Raw genomic sequence first — 24,104 nt, 5'->3', positions numbered from 1 at the left:
CATGCAAAACGAGCAAATCAAGACCGAACTGAAAAACATCTTCGCTGACCGCCTGAACATGGATATCGCCGCGATCAATGCGGGCGACGATGACGGATTGTTCGATCCGGAAGGATGGAACATCGACTCCATCGACGTGATCGACATCGTGCTCGGCGTGGAACAGACCTTCGGCGTGAAGCTGAAACAGGACGAGGAGGTGGAAGCCCACTTCCGGACTCTCAACACCTTGGCCGACCACATCGGTCAGCTGGTGGCCGCGAAGGCCTGAACCGGACGCAAGCCGACGGGGAAGCGCTTAGGGGAGAATTCATGAAACGCATCGCTATCACAGGCATCGGGATCATCAGCCCGATCGGCAATAACGTCAGCCAGTTCGAGGCCTCGCTCCGGCTCGGCCGCTCGGGAGTGAAGGAGAACCGTTGGCACGACACCGAGGGCTTCGCCTCGAATCAACTCGGCAAGATCGAGGGATTCGAGATCCCGGCGGACATCGGAAGCCGCGCCAAGAGGCACTACTCGTCGGTCGACCTCTACGCTCTGGCGGCTGCCATGGAGGCGGTGGATTCGGCACGCCTCCCCGTCAATTCGGCGGTTCACGCCGGTACCGGCGTGGTGCTCGGGAGCGGCGGCGCGGTCGCCGACACGGAGGCCTACGTGACCCGCGCCATTCGGCATGAACCGAGGCGCCCGTCCCGGTTGCTCGCCACCAATCCGGACAACGCCGGCAATGCAGTAGCCGCTCATTTCGGCTTTCACGGGCCGCGCAGCAGCATCATGACGGCCTGCTCGTCCGGAGCGACCGCAGTCGGTTACGCCGCCGATTTCATCCGCGAGGGCTATGCCGACGTGATGCTCGCCGGCGGAGTCGAGGCGGCGTCCTACGTGACCCTGTCCGGCTTCAACGCGCTCGGCGCCTTGAGTCCGACGCTGAGTCGGCCGTTCGATTTGAACCGGGACGGCATCGTCCTCGGCGAGGCGGCGGCGGTACTGGTACTGGAGGACCTGGATCACGCCTTGCGGCGCAAGGCGCCGATCCTCGCCGAGTTCGTTTCCTACGGTTTGACCTCGGACGCCAATCACATCACCGCTCCCCACCCCGAAGGAGACGGCATGGCACGCGCCATGAACATGGCGCTCCGGAAAGGGGGCATACAGCCGAAACAGATCCGTTACATCAATGCCCACGGCACCGGCACGCAGCTCAACGACAAGTCGGAAACCGCCGCGGTCAAGCGCGTCTTCGGCGAAAAACCCGACGGCCTTTGCATGAGCACGATCAAGCCGATGATCGGCCACACACTGTCGGCGGCGGGCGCCATAGAAGCCGCCGCGACGGTGCTGAGCCTGCAGGGCCAGTTCGTCCCGCCGACGCTCAACTACCAGACGCCGGACCCCGGATGCGATCTCGACTACGTGCCGAATCGGGCCCGCAATCACACGATGGAATACGCCATGTCGAATTCCCTGGCCTTCGGCGGCAATAACACCTCTTTGATTTTCAGACGTTATGAAGGGTGAAACCATGGGATGCGAAGACAAGGTCGCGCTGGTGACCGGTGCCTCGCGCGGCATCGGTCGCGCCATCGCCAAAGCGCTCGCGGAGGCGGGCTGCAAAGTGGCCGTGAATTACGCCAGCAACCGCGACAAGGCGGAAGAACTCTGCCGGGAAATCCACGAGGCCGGCGGAACCGCCCGCGCCTATCCGGCGAACGTGGCGGCGGCCGCCGAGGTGGAATCCATGGTCGAGGCGGTGACCGGCGATCTCGGGCCGATCGAGATCTTGGTCAACAATGCCGGCATCGTCCGCGACAGCTTTCTCGCCATGATGTCGGAGGCGGCTTTCGACGACGTGGTCGACACCAATCTGAAAGGCAGCTTTCTGGTGTCCCGCGCCGTCGTCAAGGACATGATGCGGCGGCGCTTCGGGCGGATCGTCAACGTGGTGTCGATCAGCGGCCTGATCGGAACGCCGGGGCAGGCCAACTATGCCGCTTCCAAGGGCGGTGTCATCGCCATGACCCGCTCGCTCTCCAAGGAACTGGCCCGCTACGGCATCAGCGTCAATGCGCTGGCGCCCGGGTTCGTGGACACCGACATGCTGGCCGGCATGAACCAGAAACAGCTCGAGCCGCTGATCAAGTCGGTTCCCATGGGCCGCGCCGGAACCCCGGAGGAAGTCGCCCGTGTCGCCTGCTTCCTGGCGTCGCCCGAAAACAGCTACATGACCGGCCAGGTGATCGTCGTGGACGGAGGTCTCAGTGTCTGAGAAAGCGCAGGTTTACCGCTTGAACCGCCCGACCCGGCTGACGCTTCGCGCCAGTGCGACCCTGGTCGTCGACGGGCCGCGGCGGTTCCTGGCGGACGGCGGCGATTTCGCCACGGCGGCGGAACTCGACGCGGTCTTGCGCGGCGTGGTCGGCTTCGGTCTGGACGGCATCACCGATGCCTATTTCACGCACCTGCATTTCGACCATTACCGGGCGTTGGCGCCCGAGTGCCGTGGATGGCGGATGCATGTCCCCCGGCAGGAATATCGATTCGTGCGCGAATTGATGCGCTACCGGGAAGACCGCGCCGCTTACAAGGCCTTCCTGAAGGAGACGCATGAGCTCATCGCGCCGGTGTTTCTGCGCGAATTCCTGCGCCTCGCCACGGATTCGCGCTACGACTTCGAATCGTCCGAGCGTGCACCCGATTTTCATCTCTGCGACCCCGGCGAGCAGCTCTCGCCGCACGTCGCCACCGTGGACCTGGCCGGTCATTGTCCCGGCCAGATGGGCCTCTGGGTGGAGACCAAACAGGGCGCCTGCATGATCGCCGGCGACGCGGTGCTGTCCCTGGACGATTTTGTCGCCACGGGCATCGACCATCATCTGATCGTCCACAATCGGGAACGGCTGCTGGCCTCCCGCCGCCGCGTCGCCGAGGCCGACTTCGTCGTGCCCGGCCACGGCGAATGGTTCGATCCCCGGCGCGGCAATCTCACACCTTTTTAACGGAGTTATTTGTCATGACTGATCAGATCGCGATTACCGGCATCGGCATCGTGAGTTCCTTGGGCTCCGACGTCGATACGGCCGTCCAGGCTACGGCCGAGCGGAAGACCGGCCTCGCCGAGACCGACCGCTTCGGGCCCGAACGCCGCCTCGGCGCCGTTCAGGGGTTCGATGTCGCCGACTACCTGAACCCGAAGAAGGCGCGCCGGATGGACCCGATCAATTGCTACACCATCGCGGCCGGCAGCCAGGCGCTGGCTCACGCGGCGCTGCCGTCGGACCTGCGCCGGGATTGCGGCCTCCTGGTCGGAACCGGTTTCTCCGGTCTCAGCAGCGTCGTGGAGCATCAGAAGAAATTCCTGCGTGACGGCATCAAGACCCTGAGCCCCGCCCATTTCCCGACCACGGTATACAACGCCAGCGCAGGGCTAGCCGCCATCGAGCTCGGCGTGGCCGGCCCCAATTCCACGATCACCGGCGTCGACGTCAGCGGCGAGTATGCGCTTGTGTATGCGTCCATGATGCTCCGCCAGGGACTCGCCGAACGCATCCTGGTGGTGGGCGCCGACGAGCTCAGCTCGGCGCTGGTGGAAGCCTTCCACGATATGGGCCTGGCCGGCGGCAAGGATTCCTACCCGTTCGCCCGCCGCCGTTCCGGCTTCGCCCTGGGCGAGGGCGCGGCGGCCCTGCTGCTGGAGACCGAACGAGCCGCGCTGGAGCGTGGGGCGAAGATTCTCGGAACCATCGAAGGCATCGGCCTGCGATCGTCGGCCAAGGACGCGTTCGGCCACGATTCCGATGGGGCCGTCGCGGCGATCGATCAGGCGCTGACTCGAGCCGGGTGCGAACTCGCCGACATCGACTGGATATCCAGCCCCGCCAACGGCGGAAAAAACCAGGATCGCTCGGACGCGGAGGTCTGGCGGCAGGCGCTCGGTGATGCCTCGGCGAGAGTCTCGGCGATCAAGGCTTATACCGGCGAATTCGCCGCCTCCGGCGTCCTGCGCCTGGCTTTGGGCATCGCTTGCGCCCAGCGCGGCGTCGTCCCGGCGATGAACGAGGGCGTGGACTACGACGAAGGCATTGCCTCCCTCCTCAACTACAGCACGGAGCGGGAACGGGTATCCCGCTTCCTGCACCACGGCTCGGGCGTCGGCGGCAGCCACGTCTCGGTGGTCGTCGGCTGCGGCTACGCGGCTTAGGACGAATAGCCATGCGACTCGAACGCTCCGACATCGAATCCCTCCTGCCTCACCGCCACCCCATCCTGATGCCGAACTACATCGACATCGAGACACCGGGCGCGGCCGGTACCGGCCACGTCACTTTGGCCGAGGACCGGATCCTATGGAACGACTGGACCGGGCGCGATCTCGCCGACGAACTGGTGCTGGAAAGCGCCGCGCAGATCATGGGCGTGGTGCTCGCCACCGACGCGCATCGCCCTGAATCGCGCGAGGACGCCCGCCATTTGCTCCTCGGATTCGAGCAAGTGGAGTTCAATGCATCCGCCGATCCGGAACGGGACATCCGCATCGAAGTCCGCATCGAAGCCCGCTTCGGCGGGCTCTGCCGGGGCGGCTTCCGGGCACTTCAGGGCGAGGCTGTCATCGCCGCCGGCCGGCTCACGGTCACGGGAGCTTGACCATGACGACGAAATCCCATCTCGTTTCCGCCGAGCAACCCGTGTTCGCAGGCCACTTTCCCGGCAATCCCATACTGCCGGGCGTGTTGCTGCTCGCCTTCGCCCGACGGACCCTGACGGAAACATACGGTTATCCCTGCCGCATCCGCCGCATCGTGCGGCAAAAGTTTCTCGCACCGGTGCTGCCGTCCCAGACCGTTCAGGTGGAATGCGTGCCTACCGGAAGCGATCGCCTGCCCACCGAAGTCGCCTGCCGCTTCGTGAATCAGGACGGCGTCCTGGTCGCCAAAGCGGACTTTGTGGTCGAGTTTTCATCATGAACCGTCGTTCCGCGCTGAAAGCACTGGCCGTCCTCGGGGGACTCGGATTGGGCGTCGGAGCGAGCTTTCGCGTCGACGCCAAAGGCCGGCCGAACCTCGTCAGCCTTCCGGACGCCTTCGACGAAGTCGACCACTTCGGGATCACGCACCAGGTTCGGGACGGCGTTGCCTTCAGGATCCCCGAGCCTTCGCTGCGCAAGGATATCGTCATCGTGGGCGGCGGCATTTCCGGGCTGACCGCGCTGTATCGGCTCGGCGAGTACGATTGCCTGCTGGTCGAAAAGGAGGACGCGTTCGGCGGCAACTCGCGGCGCCGGCAAAGCCGCGGCATCTATTATCCCTTGGGGGCGCTGGTCAGCCAGGGCCCGGTGTTCCCCTTCATCGATTTCTTCCGGGAACTGGACGTGCCGTTCGAGCCCGTTCTGGGTTCCAGGCTGGCCTATCATGTCCGCGGCCGCCTGGTCGAAGACCCCTTGGCGGAAGACGGCTGGCGCCATCTCCCCTTCTCGAGGCGGGAGCGCGAGGGGTTCCGCCGCGTGCGCGACGATCTGGCGGCGCTGCGCCACCCCATCGACGGCATCTTCTTTCCGCGCGCCGACAATCGGGCGGACGTCCGCCGGCTCGACCGCATCACGCTGAGCCGGTATATCGCGGACAAAGGCTACCCGGAAGCCGTAAGCCATTTCCTGAAGCTGATGCTGAGCTCCCGTCTCGGCGAAACCGGCGAGGATGTCTCCGCCTGGATCGCCCTCTACCTGCTTTCGAATCTCCCGGCGCCCGCCTATACCTTGCCCGGCGGACACGGCGCCATCTCCGAAATTCTGCGCGAGCGCTGCGAAGCGATCCGCCCGAACGCCTTGATGACCGGATTCACCGCGATCCGGGTCGAGAACCGTCCGGACGGCAAGGTTTGGGTGACGGGATGCGCGGACGACGGTTCGCTGCAAACCATCGAGGCGCGTTGCGCCGTGATGGCCGTCCCCAAGGTGTTCACGAAGCACGCCGTGGTGGGTTTGCGCGAGGAGCGGCCGGAGGTCTACGACCGGTTTCGTTACAACGCCTACCTGGTCGCCCAGGTGGAACTGTCGAGACGGGTCGCGCCCGCCTTCGAGACCGCGAGCGCCTCGCGGTTTAGCCGCTTCATCGTCGCCGCCGACTGGCTCCTCGGCAATCGCGATCCGCAAGGATCGAGCCATTTGACCGTGTACGTGCCGTATCCCGGCAGCGCGGGCCGCATCGAACTGTTCGGCGGTTCGGCCCGGCAGCTCGCGGCGCGCATCGTGGCCGACCTCAATGCCATTCTGCCCCGAAGCCGCGGCGCTATCGAGACGGTTCGGCTGCACCGTTGGGGACACCCGATGGTCGGGTGTACGCCCGGCATGGACGACGTTCTGAATGCCGCCAAGCAGCCGTTCGGCAACATCGTCTTCGCGCACAGCGACTCCTTCGGCATCACCGGCCTTTATTCCGCCGTATGGACGGGCATGGAGGCCAGCAGCGATGCCCGAATCGTCTTGGAAGACATCTAGCCGGATTCCATCGCCGTATTCCGTTCAACCATCCAGAAGAGAGTGAACCATGATGTCAATGAAACGACTGCTTTCCGTACTCGTGCTCGCATCCATCAGCGCCCACGGCTTCGCGGCCGACGTGATCTATCTCAAGGGCGCCGAGGCCAAAGACGCGCTGGCGAAATACGAAACCGCCCTCGGCCAGAACCCGGACGATTTCGAGGCATTGAAATCCGCGGGCATCATCCTGCATCAACTCAGCCGCACCGCACCCGACAAGCAGCGGGTTGAGACGGCGGAGCAGTATCTGAAGAAGGCGCAGAAGCTGCACCCTGAGGATCAGGAGGTGGCCGGCTGGCTGGGCAGCGTGATCACCATGAAAGCCCTGTTCGAAACCGATCCGGGCAAGCAGACCTTTTTCGTCAAGTCCGGTACGCGCCTGCTCGACAAGGCCGTGCAGAAGGATCCCGACAATCTGGTTGTACGCCTGACCCGAGCCTACAACAGCATGGAGCTGCCGGTCTTCTTGAAGCGGACCTCGTTCGCCGTGGTCGACTTCAAACATTATCTCGCGCTGTGCGAATCCCGTGAGTGCCCGGCGGAGCACCTGGCAGACGCCCGCGGCAAGCTCGCCGAGGCGGAAAAAATCCTCGCCGAAAACCGCTAAAGCTAACGCATCGGAAGAACATCGACTCATCATGCCGTACACAGCCATCAACGACACGGCGGCCGGATCGGGCTCAACGTCGCTCGCCGAACGCCGCGTGCTCATCGCCGGCGCCAGTGGCGCCATCGGTGCGGCGATCGCCGCCGCCGTCGCCGATGCGGGCGCGCGGGTCTGCCTCCATTACCATCGGAGCGCCGGCCCCGTGGAGCGCCTGGCCGAGCGCATCAACGCGGAGCGGGGGCCATCCCGCGCCTTTCCGGCGCAGGCCGACCTGACCGAGCGCGAAGCGGCGGAAAACCTGTTCGATCGCGCGTTCGACCGGCTGGGCGGCGTGGACGTCCTGATCAATTGCATCGGCACGGCGCGCGACGATTCGATCATGATGCTGAGCGAACGCGATGCAGACCTCATGCTGCGGGGCAACCTGGCGCCGGTCGTCTATCTGTGCGAGGCCATGCGGTGCCGATGCGCCGCCCGGGATTACGGCCGCATCATCAACATCACCTCGATCACCGGCCTGGTGGGACAACCCATGCGTTCGCTGTACGGGGCGGCGAAAGGCGCGGTCATTGCCTACACCAAGGGGCTGGCGCGGGAAATCGCCGGCCGCGGCTGGACCGCCAACTGCATCGCGCCTCAGGTCCTCGACGGCGGTATCGCCGATGTCATGAAACCCCAGGTGCGCGCCGCGATCATGGGCAGCACGCCGATCAAGCGCAGCTGCACCCCGAACGATCTGGTCGGTGCCGCCCTGTTCCTCGCCTCGGCCGAAGCCGGCTTCATCACCGGAACGGTCTTGAACGTCACGGGGGGGCTGGTCACATGGTAAGCCATCCCCGGATCTGGCTCCTGGGGCGCGAAACCTACGCCGGCGCACTCGCCGACAGGCTGGCCGCGCAAGGCGCCACGGTCCACCACTCCGAGGAATCGGACCCGGCGGATGCCGAATCCGCGACGGAACGTCTGGAACGGGCGATCGAAGCGGCACACGCGGCGCTCGGCGGCATCGATGCGCTGGTCTTTCTCGACCGCCTGCGCCGGGCCTCGCCCGAATCCAATCCGGACGAGGTGCTGGCGGAAACGATCGCGGCGAGCAAGAGGCTGTTCCTCGCGGTACGCGCGCTCGCGCCGAGGATGGCCAAAGACCGCGTCGAAGGCAACGTGATCGTGATCTGCGACGACGCCGCCAGCAGTGGGCGCGAAGGCTTCCTGGCCGGGGCCGCCGCGGGCGGCGCGCTGATCGGTATGAGCAAATGCCTGGCGAAGGAGCTCGGCCGCTACCGGATCGCCGTCAACGTGATTTGCCACGGTTTCATCGAAGGAATCGACACCGGCGTCCGGCTCACGGCCCACGAACAGATGTTGTTCAAGGTGATGGGGCTTGGCAGGCAGGGCAATCCGGGCCATCTCGCCGCCAATGTCCTGCATCTCGCTCACGGCGGCCATTGGATGACCGGGCAAGTGCTGCGGGTGGACGACGGTTTGATCATCTAGACACGGGAATGCCGCGAGTTTCAAAGACCACGATCGAATCACACGAGAACGAAAAACCTATGGGCTTCATTCAAATCAGCGAATTGCACAAGACCTACCGGCTCGGCGAGAGCCAGGTGCATGCGCTCCGCGGCGTCTCCCTCGCCGTGAAGGAAGGCGAGCGCCTGTTCCTGGGCGGCCCCTCGGGCAGCGGGAAATCGACGCTGCTCCACATCATCGGCTGTCTCGACCGCTTCGATCAGGGCCGTATCGTCGTCGCGGGACGTGACGTCGCCTCCGCCGACGATCGGGCGCTGGCCGACTTCCGCGCGCGCCATATCGGCTTCGTTTTTCAGAATTTCAATCTGCTGCCGGTGCTGACGGTATTCGAGAACGTGGAATATCCCTTGCTCCTGAACGGCGAGAAAAGCGCCAAGAAACGCCGCGGCCGGGTCGAAGGCATGCTTGAGGCCGTGGGGCTACTCGGACACGCCAAACACTATCCGAACGAGCTCTCCGGCGGGCAGCGGCAGCGGGTCGCCATCGCCCGCGCGCTGGTCCATCATCCGCGCCTGCTCATCGCGGACGAGCCGACGGCCAATCTGGATTCCACTACCGGCGAAGCGATCATACAGCTCATGCTGGACCTCTCTCGCGAGCAGGGCTCGACGGTGATCATCTGCACCCATAACCGGGAACTTCTGGAAAATGCCGAACGCTGCATCCTGCTGCGGGACGGCAAGATCGAAAACGACGCGACGGCGGGAACTCAGGGGAGGACGGCGGCATGTTTCTGATCAAGGTCGCCTGGCGCAACATTCTCCGCCACAAGCGTCGCTCGCTGTTCGCCCTGCTGACGATTCTCTCGGGCGTCACCGGCATCATCCTGTTCGGCGGTTTCGTCGAGGCCAACTATATCGGCCTTCGGGAATCCGTGATTCGCAGCCAGTATGGGCATCTCCAAATCCACCGCGCGGGCTACGAAGCGAACCATAGGCAAGACCCCGACCGCTACCGCATGCCGCTGGAGCAGGCCGAACGGGTCAAGGCGCTTCTGGAGAGCAACCCCCACGTACAAATGACTTCGCGCAGGCTCGAGTTTACCGCGCTCCTGGGTAACGAAAAGAATAGCCAGGCGGCCATCGTGCGCGGCGTCGACCCGGAAACGGAAACGCTGATCAACTCCGCGCTGACGATCATCGACGGCACCGATCTGGACGAGGAGGAACCCGAGGGCGTATTGCTCGGGGAAGGCCTGGCTCAGGCGCTCAACGTCAAGGTCGGCGACCAGCTCTCGCTGCTCGGGTCCACCGTCAACGGCGTGATGAATGCGGTCGATGTGACGGTCCAAGGTATCTTCCAGAGTTTCGCCAAGGAATACGACGATGCCGCCATGATGATGACGCTCCCGCACGCGCAGCAACTCCTCAATACCCAGTCGGTCGACACCGTCGTGGCGTTATTGGACGAGACCATGGCCTTGGACGCGGTGGTGGCGGACGTGGCCGCCCGCAGCCGGGCGCAAGACCTCGGCATCGAATGGATCGAATGGCATGAGCTGGCCACCTTCTACCAGAAGGTGGTCGACCTCTACGACGGCTTTTTCCTGTTCATCAATCTGGTGATTTATGTGGTCGTGGTGTTCGGCGTGGCCAACACCATGATCGTCACGGTCATGGAGCGTACCGCCGAAATCGGCACGCTGCGCGCCATGGGCACCCATCGCGGCGGCATCGTCCGGCAGTTCCTGGCCGAGGGGCTGATGCTGGCCGTCCTCGGCGCCGTACTCGGCGTCCTCGCAGGCATCGCCCTGACCTATTCGCTGAATGCCCTCGAGATCATGATGCCGCCGCCTCCCGGATCATCCAAGGGCTATCCGCTCCGCATCGCGTACGTTCCCTGGATCTGGGCCGGTTCGGTCGGCGCGGTCGCCCTGATCGCCCTGTTCGCCACCCTGGTGCCGGCCATGCAGGCGGCGCGGAAATCCATCGTCGATGCTCTGAGATACGTTTGATCACTACCCATTCGTGAGGAAACACCCATGAAATCCGTTTTATCCTTCGTGGCCGGCGCTCTGCTGCTGGCCTTGTCCGCTTCCGTGGCGGCCGAAGACATGCCTAAGAGCGACACCCCGTCGGCGGTCGAGTTGCTTCAAAAAGCCGACGAATACCGCAATTTCAAAGGCAAGTCGTTTGCTTTCGAACTCAAGCTGCGCAGCATCGAGCCCGACGAAGCCGAAAAGACTTTCCTGCTCAAGGCCGAGATCCTGAATGCCCACACGTCGCTGATCATCTACGCCGAACCGGTCAGCGAGCGGGGCAAGGCGCTCCTGATGGACAAGAGCAATCTCTGGTTCCACTCGCCCTTGAGCAGCAAGCCCATCCGCATCACCCCACAGCAGCGGCTGCTGGGCGAAGCCTCCAACGGCGACGTCGCCAGTACCGATTTTTCCGGCGACTACGATCCGACCTACCTGAAGCAAGAGACCGTGGACGGCATCCCCTGCCACGTCCTCGAACTGAAGGCCAAGCCCGACAGTCTCGCGACCTACGACAAACTGCACCTGTGGATACAACAGAAGAACTTCATGCCCTATCGGGCGGAGTTTTTCGCGACTACCGGAAAACTGCTCAAGACGGCGCGCTACACCCGCTACGAGAAGCTTCCTGACCTGGGCGGCAAGGAGCAATTAGTCACCATCGAGATCCAGAATCCCTTGAGCGCGGGCAAGAAGACCATCATGGAATACTCGCAGTTCAAGGTCGCTGATCTCCCGGTTTCCCGGTTCACCGTATCGGCGCTCAGCAGGCTGAGATGAAATCGACCCGCCACGGCGCCATGGCTCTCGTGCTGGCGGCCGCTTCCTTCAGCCCCTCGACCCCAGCCTTCGACCTGGGCGGTGTGGGCGTTCGCGGACAGGCCGAGGCCGCGTGGCAGTATGCGCCGCTCCGTGATGACACGCCTTTCAACCCGGACGGGCGGATTTTGGACTTCCCGGCGCACACGGGCATCCTGGGGCTGCGCCTGTCGCCCATTTACGGCTCGGGGCCCTTCACGCTCCGCGGCGATTTCTGGGGACAGGAACGGATACGCAGCACGGATGGGGATGCGGACTTCTACACGCAGGCGGCGGCGCTCGACTGGAATGTTTCGGACAACGTGGTGCTCAGCGGGGGCGTCGACATTTTCAAGTGGGGGCCCGGCTACATCTGGAACCCCAGCAATCCGTTCCAGGACCAGGAGCTGAATTTCGAAGACCGGGTTTTCTCGTACAAGCGGAACGGCGAGGTCTACGCCAGCCTCGACTGGACCGGGGAGGACGGCTGGGGCGCCAGCGCCTACACGCTCAACCACAAGTCTCGGGAAAAAGTCTACGGACCGGATAACCGCTACGACTGGGCCTACGCCCTGCGCCTGCGCAAGCAGTTCACCAGCAGCGACGTGGCGCTCACCTATGCCCGTATCGGAGACATGAATTTCGTGGGCGGATCTTATTCGGCCGCGATCGGCGACAAGCTCGAACTGCACGGCGAATTCAGCGTGCGCGACCGCCGCCGGACGGCGCTGCCGCGACGCATCGACCTGCCCGGCGGAACCGAGCGTTTTTATGTATTCGACCGCGACGACCGACGCGAATGGCGGCCGCAATTTCTAGTGGGCGGACAGTACACGACCGAAAGCCTGGTCAACCTGATCGTGGAATATCTGTACAACGGCGAAGCTTATAGCGAACGCGAGTTCGACCGGCTGGAACACGCCGCCGGATCGAGCACGCCGCTGCTCGACTCCCCTCTGGGGCCCGCGGCCGGCGGCTTCCTGGGCACGGCGAATACGCTGCTCGGCCGCATGCAGCGCCACTATCTGTTCGCCCGCATCTCCGACAATCATTTGATCGGGGATTTGGACGCCCGCGCTTTCCTCCGTTACGGCATCGAGGATCAGGGCGTGTTGCTCGGCGGATTATTGCGTTACCCGGTCCTTGACCGGGCGGCCATTCTCATGGGGGGCCAATACTACGGCGGCGCGTCCGGATCGGAAACCCGGGACATCCCCTTCGGCTTCGTCGTCTATTCCGGGTTCGCCCTCTACCTTTGATTTCGACAACGACCTGAAGGTGTTCACAATGAAAAAGAAGACAGTGCTTGCCCTGGCGGCGGCCGCCTTCATCGGCGGCTGCGGCAAGGATTTTCCGGAGACGCCGTGGTCCTCGGCGGAGCTCGAGCTGCGCCAGGCCGTCGAGAATCAGACCGACTATGACAGTCGGCTGGCACTGGCGCGCCTGAACTTCATGCATAATCGGATCGACGAGGCTGACGCGCTGCTCCGGGAACTCGTCAAGGAAAATCCGGACGATATGACGGCGAAAGCCTGGTTCGCGGCGAACGAGTGCAAGATCGCCGGCCGAACCGGACCTTGGCTGCTCGGCATGGAGAAGCTGTACCTGGTCTGGGATTGTCTCAAGGATCTCGACGAAGCGGTCCAAAAGGCGCCTGACGACTTTACCGTCCTGCTTGTGCAGATGAATACGGATGCCGAGGTCGACATGTACGGTTCCATGCAACGCGCCCTCGATACCCGGGCGCGCCTGGAAAAGCAAATCGAGACGAAGCCTGATGCCTACCCGCCGTCGGCCCGATCCGCCTTTTTCGAGACGGCGGCCCACATCGAAGCCCTGCGAAACAACACGGAAGCCGCGACGGACTACTGGCAGCGGATCGTCGCGCTAAACGCGGATCCCGACGGCGTCGAGCGGGCGAGGCGGGAAATCGCGGCATTGGCCGCGGCGCCTCAGAACCCTTAGGCGACCATGCGATAGAACCGCCTTCTTACCAAAACCTTAAGGAAGCTCTGAACGAGCGGATTCCGTTCATGCGCCTTCGACAGGCTCAGGAGAGCGTTCGACGAGCCTGTCCTGAGCTTGTCGAAGGGCCTGTCCTGAGCTCCGTCGAAGGGCTAACCCGCCATCGACGGGTTTCGCTTCGCTCTACCCATCCGAACTGATCGGAGCTTCCTTAAGAAGCGCTCCGACAATCCAAGACTACTCGCCGGGCCAACTTATGTTGCCTGGTCTTCGCAAGTCACCCAGCGTTCCCGTGGGCGGGCGAGCAGCGGGGTGAGCCGGCGGACCGTATCGGAGTCCTTGTATTTTTCGCGGACGGCGTCCGCATCCGCCCGGCTCCGCCAATGGGCGAGCGCGATGATATGCCCCGGAGCGTCCTTATCGATGAAAATCTGATGCGAGACGTAGCCCTCGAAGCTTCGCATGTCCGACCATACTTGGCGCGTCAGTCGGAGCCCTTCTTGTTCCGCACCGGGTTTCAGCCAAGTATCCCAAATAACCGTAATCATTGACGTCCTCTTAATTCATGCTCGTTAGGGGCGGAAGCATTCATAGGGTCTTTTCCATTTTTTAACGAATTGCGGGAACAGTCGTCTTCCAGGCTCGGATGATCGGCTCTCGTCATGGGAACGGCCTACGGTTCCAGCGTGAAGACGGCCTGGGATGTCGTCGGATCGAAGGGAAGGGAGCAATGCTCGTGCAGGATCCGCCATTGGCCCTGTTGCCGCTGACAGCATGTAGTGAGCCGCATCCAGGTTTGCATTGCCGGATGATCCTTGTCTTCCCCGGTGAAACGGAACAGCCAGTGGGCGAATGCCAGATCGCCGCTCACGAAAACCCTGAGGTCCCGCGCCTCTATGGCGAACGCATCCGGCTGCCGCGAAGGCCTATCCTCGTAGGCCTCATGACCATGCTACTCGGCACAGTGCGAACGGCTTGCTAAGATAGGCTCTAAGTGGTCGAACGAGAAGCCGGAATATCGACATCGCCGAAATTTTTGGGGCGCGACTGGTTTCCCGTCCGCCCGGCTATGGCGGCTTCGTGCAGCGCCTGAACCGACTGGCGGACGTGTTTCCCGCGCTGTTGGAACGCTGGAGTCCAGCCGGCAAACCGGCCGCCGCCATCGGGGGCGCCGCTTCCCTCCCGGTGGAATTGCCCGACAGAGTCGGCGCTTCACCGCCAAGATCGTCCCTGTACTCGCCTACCAGAACCTCTTTGCCGATAAGGCCTATGCCGATTTACGCTGTACTATTAACCCGGCCTGCGGTTGTCTTGTTCTTCGAGTAAACGGCCGATACATGATTGGATGCGCAAGGTCGCGTCGGCGTATTTTTCTCCCGTCAAATGCAAGGGCTGTCTAACCCGGCCTGCGGTTGTCTTGTTCTTCGAGTAAACGGCCGATACATGATTGGATGCGCAAGGTCGCGTCGGCGTATTTTTCTCCCGTCAAATGCAAGGGCTGTCCAAAGCGTATAGTCACTTCGCCGCGTCTTTGCGGAACGATGGTGTCGGGAGGCAGGATTGTTTCGGTGCCCAGTATGGCCAGCGGGATCACCGGAACACCCATCTCGACCGCGACCACGCCCGTGCCGGCTTTGAAGCTCTGCAGCCGCTCGTCGGACCGGTTCAGCCCGCCTTCCGGAAAAATCAGAACGTTCCGGCCGTCGTCGAGCATGCGGCCGACGTAATCCAGGCCCGGCCGGATATTTTCGTGGGCTTCGGTGGGGAAGGGGAAGGCATTGAACGCGAGTTCCGCCAGCGGCGCGAACCAGGGGTATTTGCCGTAAAGAACCTCGGTGCCGGCCGCGATGCCGAGGCGCGAGCGAAACGCCGCGGGAATCGCCCAGATGGCGACGACCGGATCGAGAAAACTGCGGTGGTTCGCCATGAACAACACCGGTTGCCGGAGATTCGCCAGGTTTTCCTCGCCGCTTACCCGCAGGCGGCAGAAGATCGAAAGCCACCAGCGGAAGATTGCCTGGTGCGCCACGGGACGCAACCGGTTGGCCCAGGCGGAGTTCGACCAGCGCGGATAATCGCCCGGCCCGGGCATTCGTCCCTTCTGGCCTTGCACCAGCGTATCCAGATCGGCGACCGTCAGCTCCGGCGTGATTTGCGTTTCTTCGACATAAACCCCGAATTCGTCTTCGATCCGTGAAACCAACTCGATCCGAAGCAGGGAATCGAGACCCAGGCCGGAGACGATCCGGGTCGCGTCGTCGATTTTTTCGATTTCGGTTTTCGTCACTTCGGCCAGCAGCCGCTTGAGCGGCGTGATTCGCCCGCCTGGAATCGGTTTTTCGCCCGGCTCGCTGCCGAGTCGCTTGATGACCTCTTCTTTTTTTACCTTGCGCGTAACCGAGCGGGGAAAATCGGGCTCGGGCCAAACCGACCAGCTCGTGATCTGCTGGTGCGGGGCCAAGTGGCGGTTAGCCTCGGCCACCACGCCGGCGGTCTGGTCGGGCTCGCACAGAAGCGCGGCATGAATGACGGTTCGGCCGTTTTTCGGCAAACCGACCACCGCGCTGTCTGAAACGGCGGGAATTCGGTTCAGCTCGGCTTCCAGGTCTTCCGGAAAGACGTTTTCCCCGCTCGGCCCGAGAATCATGTATTTCTTGCGCCCGAAAACGTACAGAAATCCGTCTGCGTCGAATCGTCCGGCATCGTCGGTCTTGAACCAGCCATCGTCCAGAACCGCTCGGGTGCGTTTATCGTCCCGATAATATCCCTGCATCACGATCGGACCTCGAACCAATATTTCGCCGTCATCGGCAAGTCTGACCTCGACCCCGGCGAGAGGCTTTCCGACCGATCCGGTGCGATGGGCATCGGAGGTGTTGGCGCTGATGACCGGACTCGTTTCGGTGAGTCCGTAGCCTTGCAAGACTTCGAAGCCCAGGCTCCACCATTTGTCCTCGACGGTCGGATCGAGCGGGGCACCGCCGCAGACGATGGTCCGCAGCGTCCCCGAGATGCGGGAGCGGATGCGGTCGCGCAGCGCGCGCCTGAGAAAGCCCGGAATTCGTCCCAGCCGATTCTCGAGGCGATCCATCATGGTTTTCAGCACTTCGGGCACCGCGACCAGGTGGGTCGCCGGTGTGTGGGCCAGGGCTTCGCGGACGGCCCGGGTGGTCGGAGCGGCGAGATAGGTCACCGCGCAGCCGCTGTGGAGCGAGCACAAGAGGCTGGTCATCTGGCCGAAGACGTGAAACAGCGGGAGCAGCGTGAGAATATGATCGTCGGGCTTTAACGGCACCGCTTCCATCACCGCATCGAGATCGGCCAGAAGGTTTCCATGGGAGAGCATGACGCCCTTGGGATCGCCGGTCGTTCCCGAGGTATAGATGATTTCGGCGAGTTCTCCGGTGTTTTCGGAAACCATTCTATCCCGGGCAGCCGCGGTTTCGATCACGGCATAAGCCGAGTCGATCGGCAAGCAGGGCATGGCCTCATCGGGCCAGGTGAGAGAACGCGAAAGCAAGGCCAGCCTGGGCTCGGCGGATTTGCCGATCCGCTTGATCTGTTCCGGCGTGCTTTTCGGATTCAGGGGCACCACGACGCCGCCACGGCCCAGGATGGCGAAAAAGGCTGCCACCCAATGCGGCGAGTTCCCGGCGCAAAGTACGACCCGATCGCCCGCACCGACACCGTGCTCGGCCAGCGTTTGCGTCAGTCGCAGTACGCGCTCGCCGAGCACGTCGTAGCTCCAGCGAATGGTCCGGTATCTCGGCCGGTAACAAGCGGCTTCCCGAGGTCCGTGGCGGCGGGTTTGCCGTTCGAAGAACACAGCTAGCGAGTCCATAAGATTGAGACCTTTGCTAATGGAAGGATATTCGTTTTGGGGCAGCCACCGGATTGTCCTCCAATCGAATTCCTTTGGCATCGGAACACCCGATGGACATTGGTAATGTCTAAAACGGCCATCGTGGGCAGCCGAATAGGATTGGGCCGCCCACGAATATTCATGTGATCCGTTTTATGATAGGGTTATTCCCAGGAATAAATTTTTCGGCCACCCAACGAGGGGCGACACCATGATACGCTCGGCTTCAGTCCCCGCCTCGGACCGCTCTCGCGTCCTCACGCGAGCGGTGATCGAGGCCGCTCACCGCCTGGGCCTCGGGCCCAACGATCTGAAAAGCATTATCGGCGCTAGCCAACCGACCGCCTCCCGGCTGTTGAACGGCCGCTACCAGCTTCCCGAAGGCGGCAAATCCTGGGAACTGGCCGCCCATTTCGTACGCCTTTACCGCTCGCTGTCTTCGCTGGTCAGCGGCGACGACGAGCTGGCGCGAAGCTGGCTGAAATCGGCCAATCGAGCGTTCGACGGACAACTTCCGTTGGAGGTCATCAAGCGTGTCGACGGACTGATACATGCCTGCGAATACCTGGACGCCCACCGCGCTCGCGTCTGAGTCCCGGCCCTGGCGGGGCAGCGGCTGGCGGGCGGTGGAAGCGCAGCACCGGGTTGCCACCATGCACCTGGCCGCGGGCAACCTGGAGGACCAGGCCCTTCTGGAGGAGATCCTCGACGAGGCCAAGCCGCGCCTGCCTGCCGACGTCCAGGGCTTGCACTGGCTGCTGGCGACGCCGTTCCGCTATTGGCCGCTGCCGGGTGGATCGCGATTTCGCCGGCGCACCGACCCCGGGGTCTTTTACGGCGCCGAGGACCGCGGAACCGCCTGTGCCGAAAGCGGATACTGGAGGCTGAGGTTCTGGCTGGATAGCGAAGGCCTGTCCGGACGCTCGGCGAGCGTCGAGCTGACCCTGTTCGAGTTTCATGCCGCTACCGAAAAAGCCATCGATCTATCCGAGCCGCCCCTGGTCTCCGACCGGGAAACCTGGACGCACCCTTCCGACTACACCGGCACGCAGCTGCTGGCCGAACACGCACGGGAAGCCGGTATCGACCTGATCCGCTACGAATCGGTCCGCGCCCCCGGCGGCTTCTGCGTGGCGGTGCTGAAGCCGCAGCCCTTCAAATCGGTAAAAAGGCCTTACCGTAACCATCAGCAAACCTGGACCTTGCTCATCCAGCCGCCGCACCGAATCGTCCTGCAGCGCCAGTTGGACCGGGAAAGTTGGGTATTCGAGTTTTGATGCGCGGGTGAAAAGTGGAATTTGACCGGAGACATTAAACATTGTCCGAAGAAAATGGTCGAACGACCGGATGATTTGTCGTCCTCTCGATATCAAAAGCGCCGCCGTGCCCGTTGCGATATCCCTTGAGGAAGCCCTGATTTAGTCTCCAGCTCGGCGAAGCGACCTGCTTGAAGGAAAAACGACAAACCGACGGGCCGGCGCAAGCGCGGATACATGCGATCTCCGAAACGTTCTTCGGATAGCGCGATAACGGTTTTTAGGGGCCGCCGAAAATTCAAGCTTTGTCTGCATCGCCATGATGCCGAATCCGACTCCCTGCCAATCGAGCGACGTCCCTTGATTGAACCGGGGAATCGGCGGCGCAGGCTCGGGGCGTTTTGTTGTTTGATTTGTGACATGATTTCGCTAAATGATTGATATACCGTCTGCTCCCGTTCCCGGGAAGGCAAAATCCGCGATGCTGGATTTATACCGCACCGCTCTCGATGCTGACGAGCCGACCTTGTACGCCGCGGCTATCGAGGCGGCGGTCGCGGTGACGGGCAGCGAGATAGGCTATTTCCATCTGGTCAATGAAGACCAGGAGACGGTCGAACTGGGGACCTGGTCGGCCGCGACGCTGCGCCGGTGCAAAGCCGTATACCAGCGCCACTATCCGATAAGCACCGCCGGCATCTGGGCCGACTGCGCCCGCCATCGCCGGCCCTATATCCACAACGACTACCAGGGGCTCAGCCGCAAGCAGGGATATCCGGAAGGCCATGTCCATTTGGTGCGCCATCTGGGGGTGCCGGTCGTATGCGACGATCGCGTGGTGCTGCTGGTCGGTGTCGGCAACAAGACCTCGGACTACGACGAAGAGGATCTGGCGTGCCTCCAGGCCATCGCGGATCATGCCTGGTCTTTGATTCGCCACCATCGCCAGCGGGCAGCGCTGGAACTCTCCGACCAACAGTTTCGCGATCTGCAAGCCTTGGTTGCGATCTGCGTTTGGCAGTGGGACCCGGTGGAAAAAAAGCTCGTTTGCGATGGGAATGTGCGCCGCATTTTCGGCGTCGATTCCTCGAGCGATTTTCCCGCCAGCGTCGATGCCTTGCTGCGCTTCATCGACCCTCAGGATCACGCGTCGGTGTTGGATGTCCTCAACACGGCGTCCCCGGATTTCGCTTTCGACCTGGAACTGCATGGCATTCGCGCCGATCGGATGCTCATTTGCCTGCATTTCCGCGGCGCCGCGTACCCGCGTTCCCAGGGCCGCGGCATCATTCTGCGCGGCATTCTGCAGGACATCACCGACCGCAAACGCGCGGAGGAAGCGCTGCGGGAGGCGGACCGCCGCAAGGACGAATTTCTCGCCATGCTGGCCCATGAACTCCGCAATCCTCTGGCGCCGATCCGCAACGCCGTTCAGGTCATGCGCAGGCTGGGAACCGACGACCCCAAGCTGCGCTGGACGCGTGACGTCATCGATCGGCAGGTGGAGCATCTGGCTCGACTGGTGGACGACCTCTTGGATGTATCCCGCATCACCCGCGGCAAGATCGAACTGCGGAAGGAATCGCTGGTTGTCGCCGATATCCTGCAGCGCGCGTTGGAAGCCAGCCGTCCCCTGATCGAGGCCCGCCGCCACCGATTCTCGGTTCGAATGCCGGTAGAACCGATCCCTATTGAAGGCGATTTCGTGCGACTGGCACAGGTGATTTCCAATTTGCTCAACAATGCCGCCAAGTACACCGACGAGGGTGGGCAAATCCGGCTGAGCGTCGAACGCGCGGGCGGCGAGGTCGCCATTTGCGTGCGCGATACCGGCCGCGGCATCGATCCGGCAGCGTTGCCCCACGTTTTCGATCTGTTTTATCAGGTGGATAGGACCCTCGACCGCACCGAAGGGGGATTGGGAATAGGCCTTTCGCTGGTCGAAAACCTGGTGGCGATGCATGGCGGGACGATTCAGGCTTTCAGCGCGGGCCGGGGGCTGGGCAGCGAATTCGTCATCCGTTTGCCGATCAGCGGCGTGGATGACGCCGGAAGCACCCGTCCACCGCTTGAGATGAATCCGATCAGTCCTACGCGGGCCGAGTGACCGAACGTCCATACGGATTTCGAAGGCTTGGGTGAAGCCGCGTCCGATTGCCGTTTCCGGTCAGGTTCGGTTGAACTGCTGGGCGTTGAACTCAGTCACAACATGACAGGTTCCGCATCAGGGAGCATCGCCGATGGACATCCAGCTTAATGACACCCTTGTTTCGTGCCGGCACGAGCGGGAAGGGATCGACCTAAATCCGGCAGTTGGATACAGCCCTCATCCCCAGCCCTTCTCCAAGCGCCTCACCCGCCCCTCTCCCAAAGGGAGAGGGAGTTTTGAAGTTCGGGAGAAGGTAGTTTAGCCCCTCTCCCTCTGGGAGAGGGGTTGGGGTGAGAATGCGGTAGCTGATGGAGCATTGCGGTCATTTCGGTAGTCAACTGCGGTTTTTAGGATCAATCACAACGACGGCGGCCGCGGGGTGAGTTTCCAAGATCCGGATGGCCATCTTCGGGAGATCATCACTCGTCCCTACCGCGCCGGCCGATAGCCACGGGACTCGACAGCATCGCCTTCCGCCCGCATCGGCTCAACGCCACCAAGCCAGGAGGTCAGCATGAAAAAATCGCCAGGACATCAGAAATGGCCCGAGCATAAAGTCCAGGAAACGCATCTCGGCCAAAGAGTACAGGTCCGGATCGACGGTGAAGTCGTAGCGGATTCGAGCGACGTGATCAAAGTCGACGAAGACCGGCATCCTGTACGTTTCTATTTCCCCCGGTCCGACGTCAGGATGGACAAACTCGAACGATCGGACACCACGTCCGAGTGTCCGTTCAAAGGGATGGCTCACTATTTCGATGTAAAGCTCCGGGACCGAAGACTCGATGATTCCGTCTGGACCTATGAAGATCCTTACGAAGAACATCAAGCGCTGAAAGACCGGATTGCCTTCTACGACGACAAGTTCCCGGATATTCGCATAGAGCTTGGCGCTAAGCATTAGAAGGGGCGGGTTCGGCCGCCGCCGGGATTCGCTATTTCGGATGACCGCGAGGTCCGGGTATCCTTAAGGCGGTTTTTGTCAGCATATAAGGATTGACCGAAATATGGGCCTGGTTCGGCGGCGGCCCGGAAAACGACTCCACCACCGATCCGGCGAGCGATCTCGGTGAGCTCATTCAAGACCGGCCGCGCCGGCGCGCACGGCTCCAATTCGGTCGCGCCGACGCGGCATCCGAGAAAAATCATCCATATCGACATGGATGCCTTTTATGCGGCGGTCGAGCAGCGGGACTTTCCCGAACTCCGGGGCAAACCCGTGGTGGTCGGCGGCACCCCGAACTCGCGCGGGGTGGTGGCGACGTGCAGCTATGAGGCGAGGGCGTTCGGCATCCGATCCGCCATGCCTGCCGCCCACGCTTACCGGCTGTGTCCCGAGGCGGTGTTCGTGCGGCCGCGGTTCGACGTGTACCGGGCGGTTTCGGCCGAAATTCGCGCCATCTTTCTGGATTTCACGGAGCAGGTGGAGGCCGTCTCGCTCGACGAAGCTTATCTGGATGTCACGGCCAGTCGGCTGTTCCGGGGTTCCGCCACGCGCATGGCCGAGGACATCAAGCGCCGAATCAGGGGAACGACCCGGCTCACCGCCTCCGCGGGAGTCTCCTACAACAAGTTCCTCGCCAAGATCGCTTCCGATCGCCACAAGCCCGACGGACTTTGCCTGATTCCGCCGGAGCAGGGCAGGGCCGTCATCGCGGAACTCCCCATAGGCGCTTTCCACGGCATAGGCAAGGCCACGGAAGCCAGGATGCTCGCGCTGGGCATACGCTGCGGCCGCGATCTGGAGCAAGTGCCCCTGCCCACGCTGATCCGGCATTTCGGCAAGGCCGGGGAGTATTACCACCGGCTCGCCCGCGGCATCGACGAGCGGCCGGTCGTTTCCAACCGTCCGAGAAAGTCCTGGGGTGCGGAAACCACGTTTCCCGTCGACCTCTCGGACCCGGCCGAAATGCTTGAGAACCTCGCCGGACTGGCCGCGGGCGTCCTCAAAAAACTGGTCCGATACGGGCTTCAAGCCCGCGGCCTGACGGTCAAAGTCAAATACGACGACTTCGAGCTGGTCACCCGTGCCCGAACCGTGGATCGTCCCTTCCGCGACATTCGCGATGTCCTCCCGCTTCTCGCCGAACTCCTGGCCCGCACCGAAGCCGGCCGCCGCAAGGTCCGCCTGCTGGGCGTCAGTTTTTCGGTCCTGGAAAAGACGCAAGGTCCGACGACATTGGATCTGTTCGCTGCGGACTGATCTTTCCGTCGAATGCTCGCATCCGAAAGGGATCGGCAACGAAGTCCGCCGAAACCTCGCTGTCATGCCGCCCTTGCTTCGCCACCGGGGCGTGGATGTCCATTAGAAGGAGGCCTGTTTTACATGCCAAAGCCGGTGCAAAGACAGGCTTTTTCTTCAACTTTCACGGCCTGGTGCGGGTAAGCCGTGTCGCGAGTTATCCACCGCCATGCTGGGCCATCACCTGACGGCCCTTGTCGGTCAGCCGGTATTTCTGCTTGCTGCTGCGCGGCTTGTCGGGGATGGCCATTTCAATAAACCCGGCCTCCAAAGCGGGGAGTAGATAAGCCTTACGAAAATGCTCATCGTCTTTCAGCCCGAGCGCCTTTTTGAGCTGTTGCCGGGTCATCTCGCCGGTAAGGACCGAGAGCAGTCGGACTTCCGGGGTAACTTCCGGCGCAACTTCCGGGGTCGAGGTGGTCACGGTATCCAGGATCATCCGCAGCATGAAGGAGATGAACGGCGCGGAGTTGGTTTGTCGGGTACTCTCCTGCAACGCTGCGTAATACTCGGCCTGGTGCTCGAAGATTAGGCTTTCCACCGGGATGTCGGCGAACAGGGGATTCCAGCGGGCCAGAATCAGGCTCTGCCACAGCCGCCCCATGCGGCCGTTGCCGTTGGCGAAAGGGTGGATGAATTCGAATTCATAATGAAAGACCGAGCTGGCGACGAGCGAGTGGGTGTCCGTGGCGGCCAGCCAAGCGAACAGGCCGCCCATCAGTTGCGGCACCCGGTCGGCGGGCGGGGCCATATGGATCACTTGGTCGCCCGCCATCACCCCACGCCGCCCTGTCGATACATACCCGCCTCGTCGATCAGGCCGGACATCAAAAAACTGTGCGCTTCCAGCAGGTCCTTTTCCGCCTCGGGCTTCCAGGTGTCGAAGCGGTCGTAGGCAGCCAGGGCATTTTTCACCTCCTGCACCTCGCGGGGCGAGGCGATGACGCGCTTTCCCTCCAGAATCGCGGTGATCTGCGCTTCGCTCAGGGTGTTGCCCTCGATGGCCAGCGAGCCATGAATGGTGCGGACGCGGTTGATACGCCGCAGTCGCAACGCTCTCGCCTGATCGGTGAGCACGGTCAACCGCCCGATGGCCTCGCTGATCGCGGCGACCCGATTCAGGATCTCCGGGGTGATGGTGTGGGGTGGCTGATTTTTCATGTTTTCCTTCGCTACTCT

Annotated in this window: 25 protein-coding genes and 1 pseudogene; 21 read left to right on the top strand and 5 right to left on the bottom strand. The window is 62.8% G+C overall.

Annotated features, from left to right (window positions below; genetic code table 11):
- The first annotated feature begins 1 nt into the window (after position 1).
- Genes sS8_RS15530 through sS8_RS15455 form a run of 16 tightly spaced genes read left to right on the top strand, consistent with a single transcriptional unit; the run spans position 2 to position 13,416 of the window.
- Positions 2-271, top strand: coding sequence for an acyl carrier protein (locus sS8_RS15530; RefSeq protein WP_119630401.1), 270 nt, complete (start codon positions 2-4; stop codon positions 269-271).
- 41 nt (positions 272-312) lie between these two features.
- Positions 313-1,521 carry a beta-ketoacyl-[acyl-carrier-protein] synthase family protein gene (locus sS8_RS15525; RefSeq protein WP_119630400.1) on the top strand — a complete coding sequence of 403 codons (1,209 nt, stop codon included), beginning with the start codon at positions 313-315 and terminating at the stop codon, positions 1,519-1,521.
- Between the two features lie 4 nt (positions 1,522-1,525).
- The gene (fabG, locus tag sS8_RS15520) at positions 1,526-2,269 is read left to right on the top strand and encodes a 3-oxoacyl-[acyl-carrier-protein] reductase (protein WP_119632830.1); all 744 of its coding nucleotides are present in this window, start codon (positions 1,526-1,528) and stop codon (positions 2,267-2,269) included.
- On the top strand, positions 2,262-2,999 hold the full coding sequence (locus tag sS8_RS15515) for an MBL fold metallo-hydrolase (protein ID WP_119630399.1): 738 nt from the start codon (positions 2,262-2,264) through the stop codon (positions 2,997-2,999). The genes fabG and sS8_RS15515 overlap by 8 nt, the downstream gene beginning before the upstream one ends.
- Before the next feature lie 14 nt (positions 3,000-3,013).
- Positions 3,014-4,201: a beta-ketoacyl-[acyl-carrier-protein] synthase family protein gene (locus sS8_RS15510; protein WP_170161103.1), complete on the top strand. Its 1,188-nt coding sequence runs from the start codon at positions 3,014-3,016 to the stop codon at positions 4,199-4,201.
- Positions 4,202-4,212: 11 nt separating this feature from the next.
- Positions 4,213-4,644, top strand: coding sequence for a hypothetical protein (locus sS8_RS15505; RefSeq protein WP_119630397.1), 432 nt, complete (start codon positions 4,213-4,215; stop codon positions 4,642-4,644).
- Between the two features lie 2 nt (positions 4,645-4,646).
- Positions 4,647-4,964 (top strand): MaoC/PaaZ C-terminal domain-containing protein, encoded by a 318-nt coding sequence (locus sS8_RS15500; RefSeq protein ID WP_119632829.1) that lies wholly within the window; start codon positions 4,647-4,649, stop codon positions 4,962-4,964.
- A complete protein-coding gene (locus sS8_RS15495) occupies positions 4,961-6,493 on the top strand; it encodes an FAD-dependent oxidoreductase (protein WP_170161102.1) in 1,533 nt (510 codons plus the stop codon). The genes sS8_RS15500 and sS8_RS15495 overlap by 4 nt, the downstream gene beginning before the upstream one ends.
- A gap of 49 nt (positions 6,494-6,542) precedes the next feature.
- On the top strand, positions 6,543-7,142 hold the full coding sequence (locus sS8_RS15490) for a tetratricopeptide repeat protein (protein ID WP_119630395.1): 600 nt from the start codon (positions 6,543-6,545) through the stop codon (positions 7,140-7,142).
- 31 nt (positions 7,143-7,173) lie between these two features.
- Complete coding sequence (locus sS8_RS15485) at positions 7,174-7,971, top strand: SDR family NAD(P)-dependent oxidoreductase (RefSeq protein WP_119630394.1); 798 nt, start codon at positions 7,174-7,176, stop codon at positions 7,969-7,971.
- The gene (locus sS8_RS15480) at positions 7,965-8,636 is read left to right on the top strand and encodes an SDR family oxidoreductase (RefSeq protein ID WP_119630393.1); all 672 of its coding nucleotides are present in this window, start codon (positions 7,965-7,967) and stop codon (positions 8,634-8,636) included. Before sS8_RS15485 ends, sS8_RS15480 begins: the two co-directional genes overlap by 7 nt.
- Positions 8,637-8,695: 59 nt before the next feature.
- Positions 8,696-9,412: an ABC transporter ATP-binding protein gene (locus sS8_RS15475; protein ID WP_119630392.1), complete on the top strand. Its 717-nt coding sequence runs from the start codon at positions 8,696-8,698 to the stop codon at positions 9,410-9,412.
- Complete coding sequence (locus sS8_RS15470) at positions 9,403-10,629, top strand: ABC transporter permease (protein ID WP_119630391.1); 1,227 nt, start codon at positions 9,403-9,405, stop codon at positions 10,627-10,629. Before sS8_RS15475 ends, sS8_RS15470 begins: the two co-directional genes overlap by 10 nt.
- Positions 10,630-10,656: 27 nt before the next feature.
- Positions 10,657-11,433 (top strand): outer membrane lipoprotein-sorting protein, encoded by a 777-nt coding sequence (locus tag sS8_RS15465; protein ID WP_119630390.1) that lies wholly within the window; start codon positions 10,657-10,659, stop codon positions 11,431-11,433.
- Positions 11,430-12,710 (top strand): hypothetical protein, encoded by a 1,281-nt coding sequence (locus tag sS8_RS15460; protein ID WP_119630389.1) that lies wholly within the window; start codon positions 11,430-11,432, stop codon positions 12,708-12,710. The genes sS8_RS15465 and sS8_RS15460 overlap by 4 nt, the downstream gene beginning before the upstream one ends.
- Before the next feature lie 28 nt (positions 12,711-12,738).
- Complete coding sequence (locus tag sS8_RS15455) at positions 12,739-13,416, top strand: hypothetical protein (RefSeq protein ID WP_119630388.1); 678 nt, start codon at positions 12,739-12,741, stop codon at positions 13,414-13,416.
- Positions 13,417-13,670: 254 nt separating this feature from the next.
- On the opposite strand, the gene sS8_RS15450 is transcribed toward sS8_RS15455, so the two are convergent.
- From sS8_RS15450 to sS8_RS15440, 3 genes and pseudogenes are all read right to left on the bottom strand, one after another.
- A complete protein-coding gene (locus tag sS8_RS15450; RefSeq protein ID WP_119630387.1) occupies positions 13,671-13,964 on the bottom strand; it encodes a putative quinol monooxygenase in 294 nt (97 codons plus the stop codon).
- Between the two features lie 125 nt (positions 13,965-14,089).
- Positions 14,090-14,320, bottom strand: a pseudogene (locus sS8_RS15445) (YybH family protein); the annotation flags it as partial.
- Between the two features lie 492 nt (positions 14,321-14,812).
- Positions 14,813-17,257 carry an AMP-binding protein gene (locus tag sS8_RS15440; protein WP_119632828.1) on the bottom strand — a complete coding sequence of 815 codons (2,445 nt, stop codon included), beginning with the start codon at positions 17,255-17,257 and terminating at the stop codon, positions 14,813-14,815.
- A gap of 232 nt (positions 17,258-17,489) precedes the next feature.
- On the opposite strand from sS8_RS15440, the gene sS8_RS15435 reads away from it, so the two are divergent.
- The 5 genes from sS8_RS15435 to dinB all read left to right on the top strand — a co-directional run bounded on the left by sS8_RS15435 (position 17,490) and on the right by dinB (position 22,886).
- Entirely contained in the window at positions 17,490-17,870 is a 381-nt protein-coding gene (locus tag sS8_RS15435; RefSeq protein WP_119630385.1) for an MbcA/ParS/Xre antitoxin family protein, read from the top strand.
- Positions 17,830-18,555, top strand: a complete 726-nt coding sequence (locus tag sS8_RS15430) for an RES family NAD+ phosphorylase (protein ID WP_119630384.1) — start codon at positions 17,830-17,832, stop codon at positions 18,553-18,555. The genes sS8_RS15435 and sS8_RS15430 overlap by 41 nt, the downstream gene beginning before the upstream one ends.
- Before the next feature lie 460 nt (positions 18,556-19,015).
- The gene (locus sS8_RS28510; protein WP_179952373.1) at positions 19,016-20,641 is read left to right on the top strand and encodes a sensor histidine kinase; all 1,626 of its coding nucleotides are present in this window, start codon (positions 19,016-19,018) and stop codon (positions 20,639-20,641) included.
- 556 nt (positions 20,642-21,197) lie between these two features.
- Entirely contained in the window at positions 21,198-21,587 is a 390-nt protein-coding gene (locus sS8_RS15415) for a DUF427 domain-containing protein (RefSeq protein WP_119630382.1), read from the top strand.
- 165 nt (positions 21,588-21,752) lie between these two features.
- The gene (dinB, locus tag sS8_RS15405; RefSeq protein ID WP_232020329.1) at positions 21,753-22,886 is read left to right on the top strand and encodes a DNA polymerase IV; all 1,134 of its coding nucleotides are present in this window, start codon (positions 21,753-21,755) and stop codon (positions 22,884-22,886) included.
- A gap of 196 nt (positions 22,887-23,082) precedes the next feature.
- Here the strand turns inward: dinB and sS8_RS28715 are convergent, their stop codons facing one another.
- Both sS8_RS28715 and sS8_RS28710 read right to left on the bottom strand, forming a co-directional pair.
- Positions 23,083-23,700: a Fic family protein gene (locus sS8_RS28715; protein ID WP_197716540.1), complete on the bottom strand. Its 618-nt coding sequence runs from the start codon at positions 23,698-23,700 to the stop codon at positions 23,083-23,085.
- On the bottom strand, positions 23,700-24,086 hold the full coding sequence (locus sS8_RS28710) for a Fic family protein (RefSeq protein ID WP_197716539.1): 387 nt from the start codon (positions 24,084-24,086) through the stop codon (positions 23,700-23,702). Before sS8_RS28710 ends, sS8_RS28715 begins: the two co-directional genes overlap by 1 nt.
- Positions 24,087-24,104: the final 18 nt, after the last annotated feature.

The sequence above is a fragment of the Methylocaldum marinum genome (assembly GCF_003584645.1).
GTDB lineage: Bacteria > Pseudomonadota > Gammaproteobacteria > Methylococcales > Methylococcaceae > Methylocaldum > Methylocaldum marinum.
The sequence above is the reverse complement of the archived record's forward strand: the minus strand, read 5'-3'. Positions and strand labels throughout refer to the sequence as shown.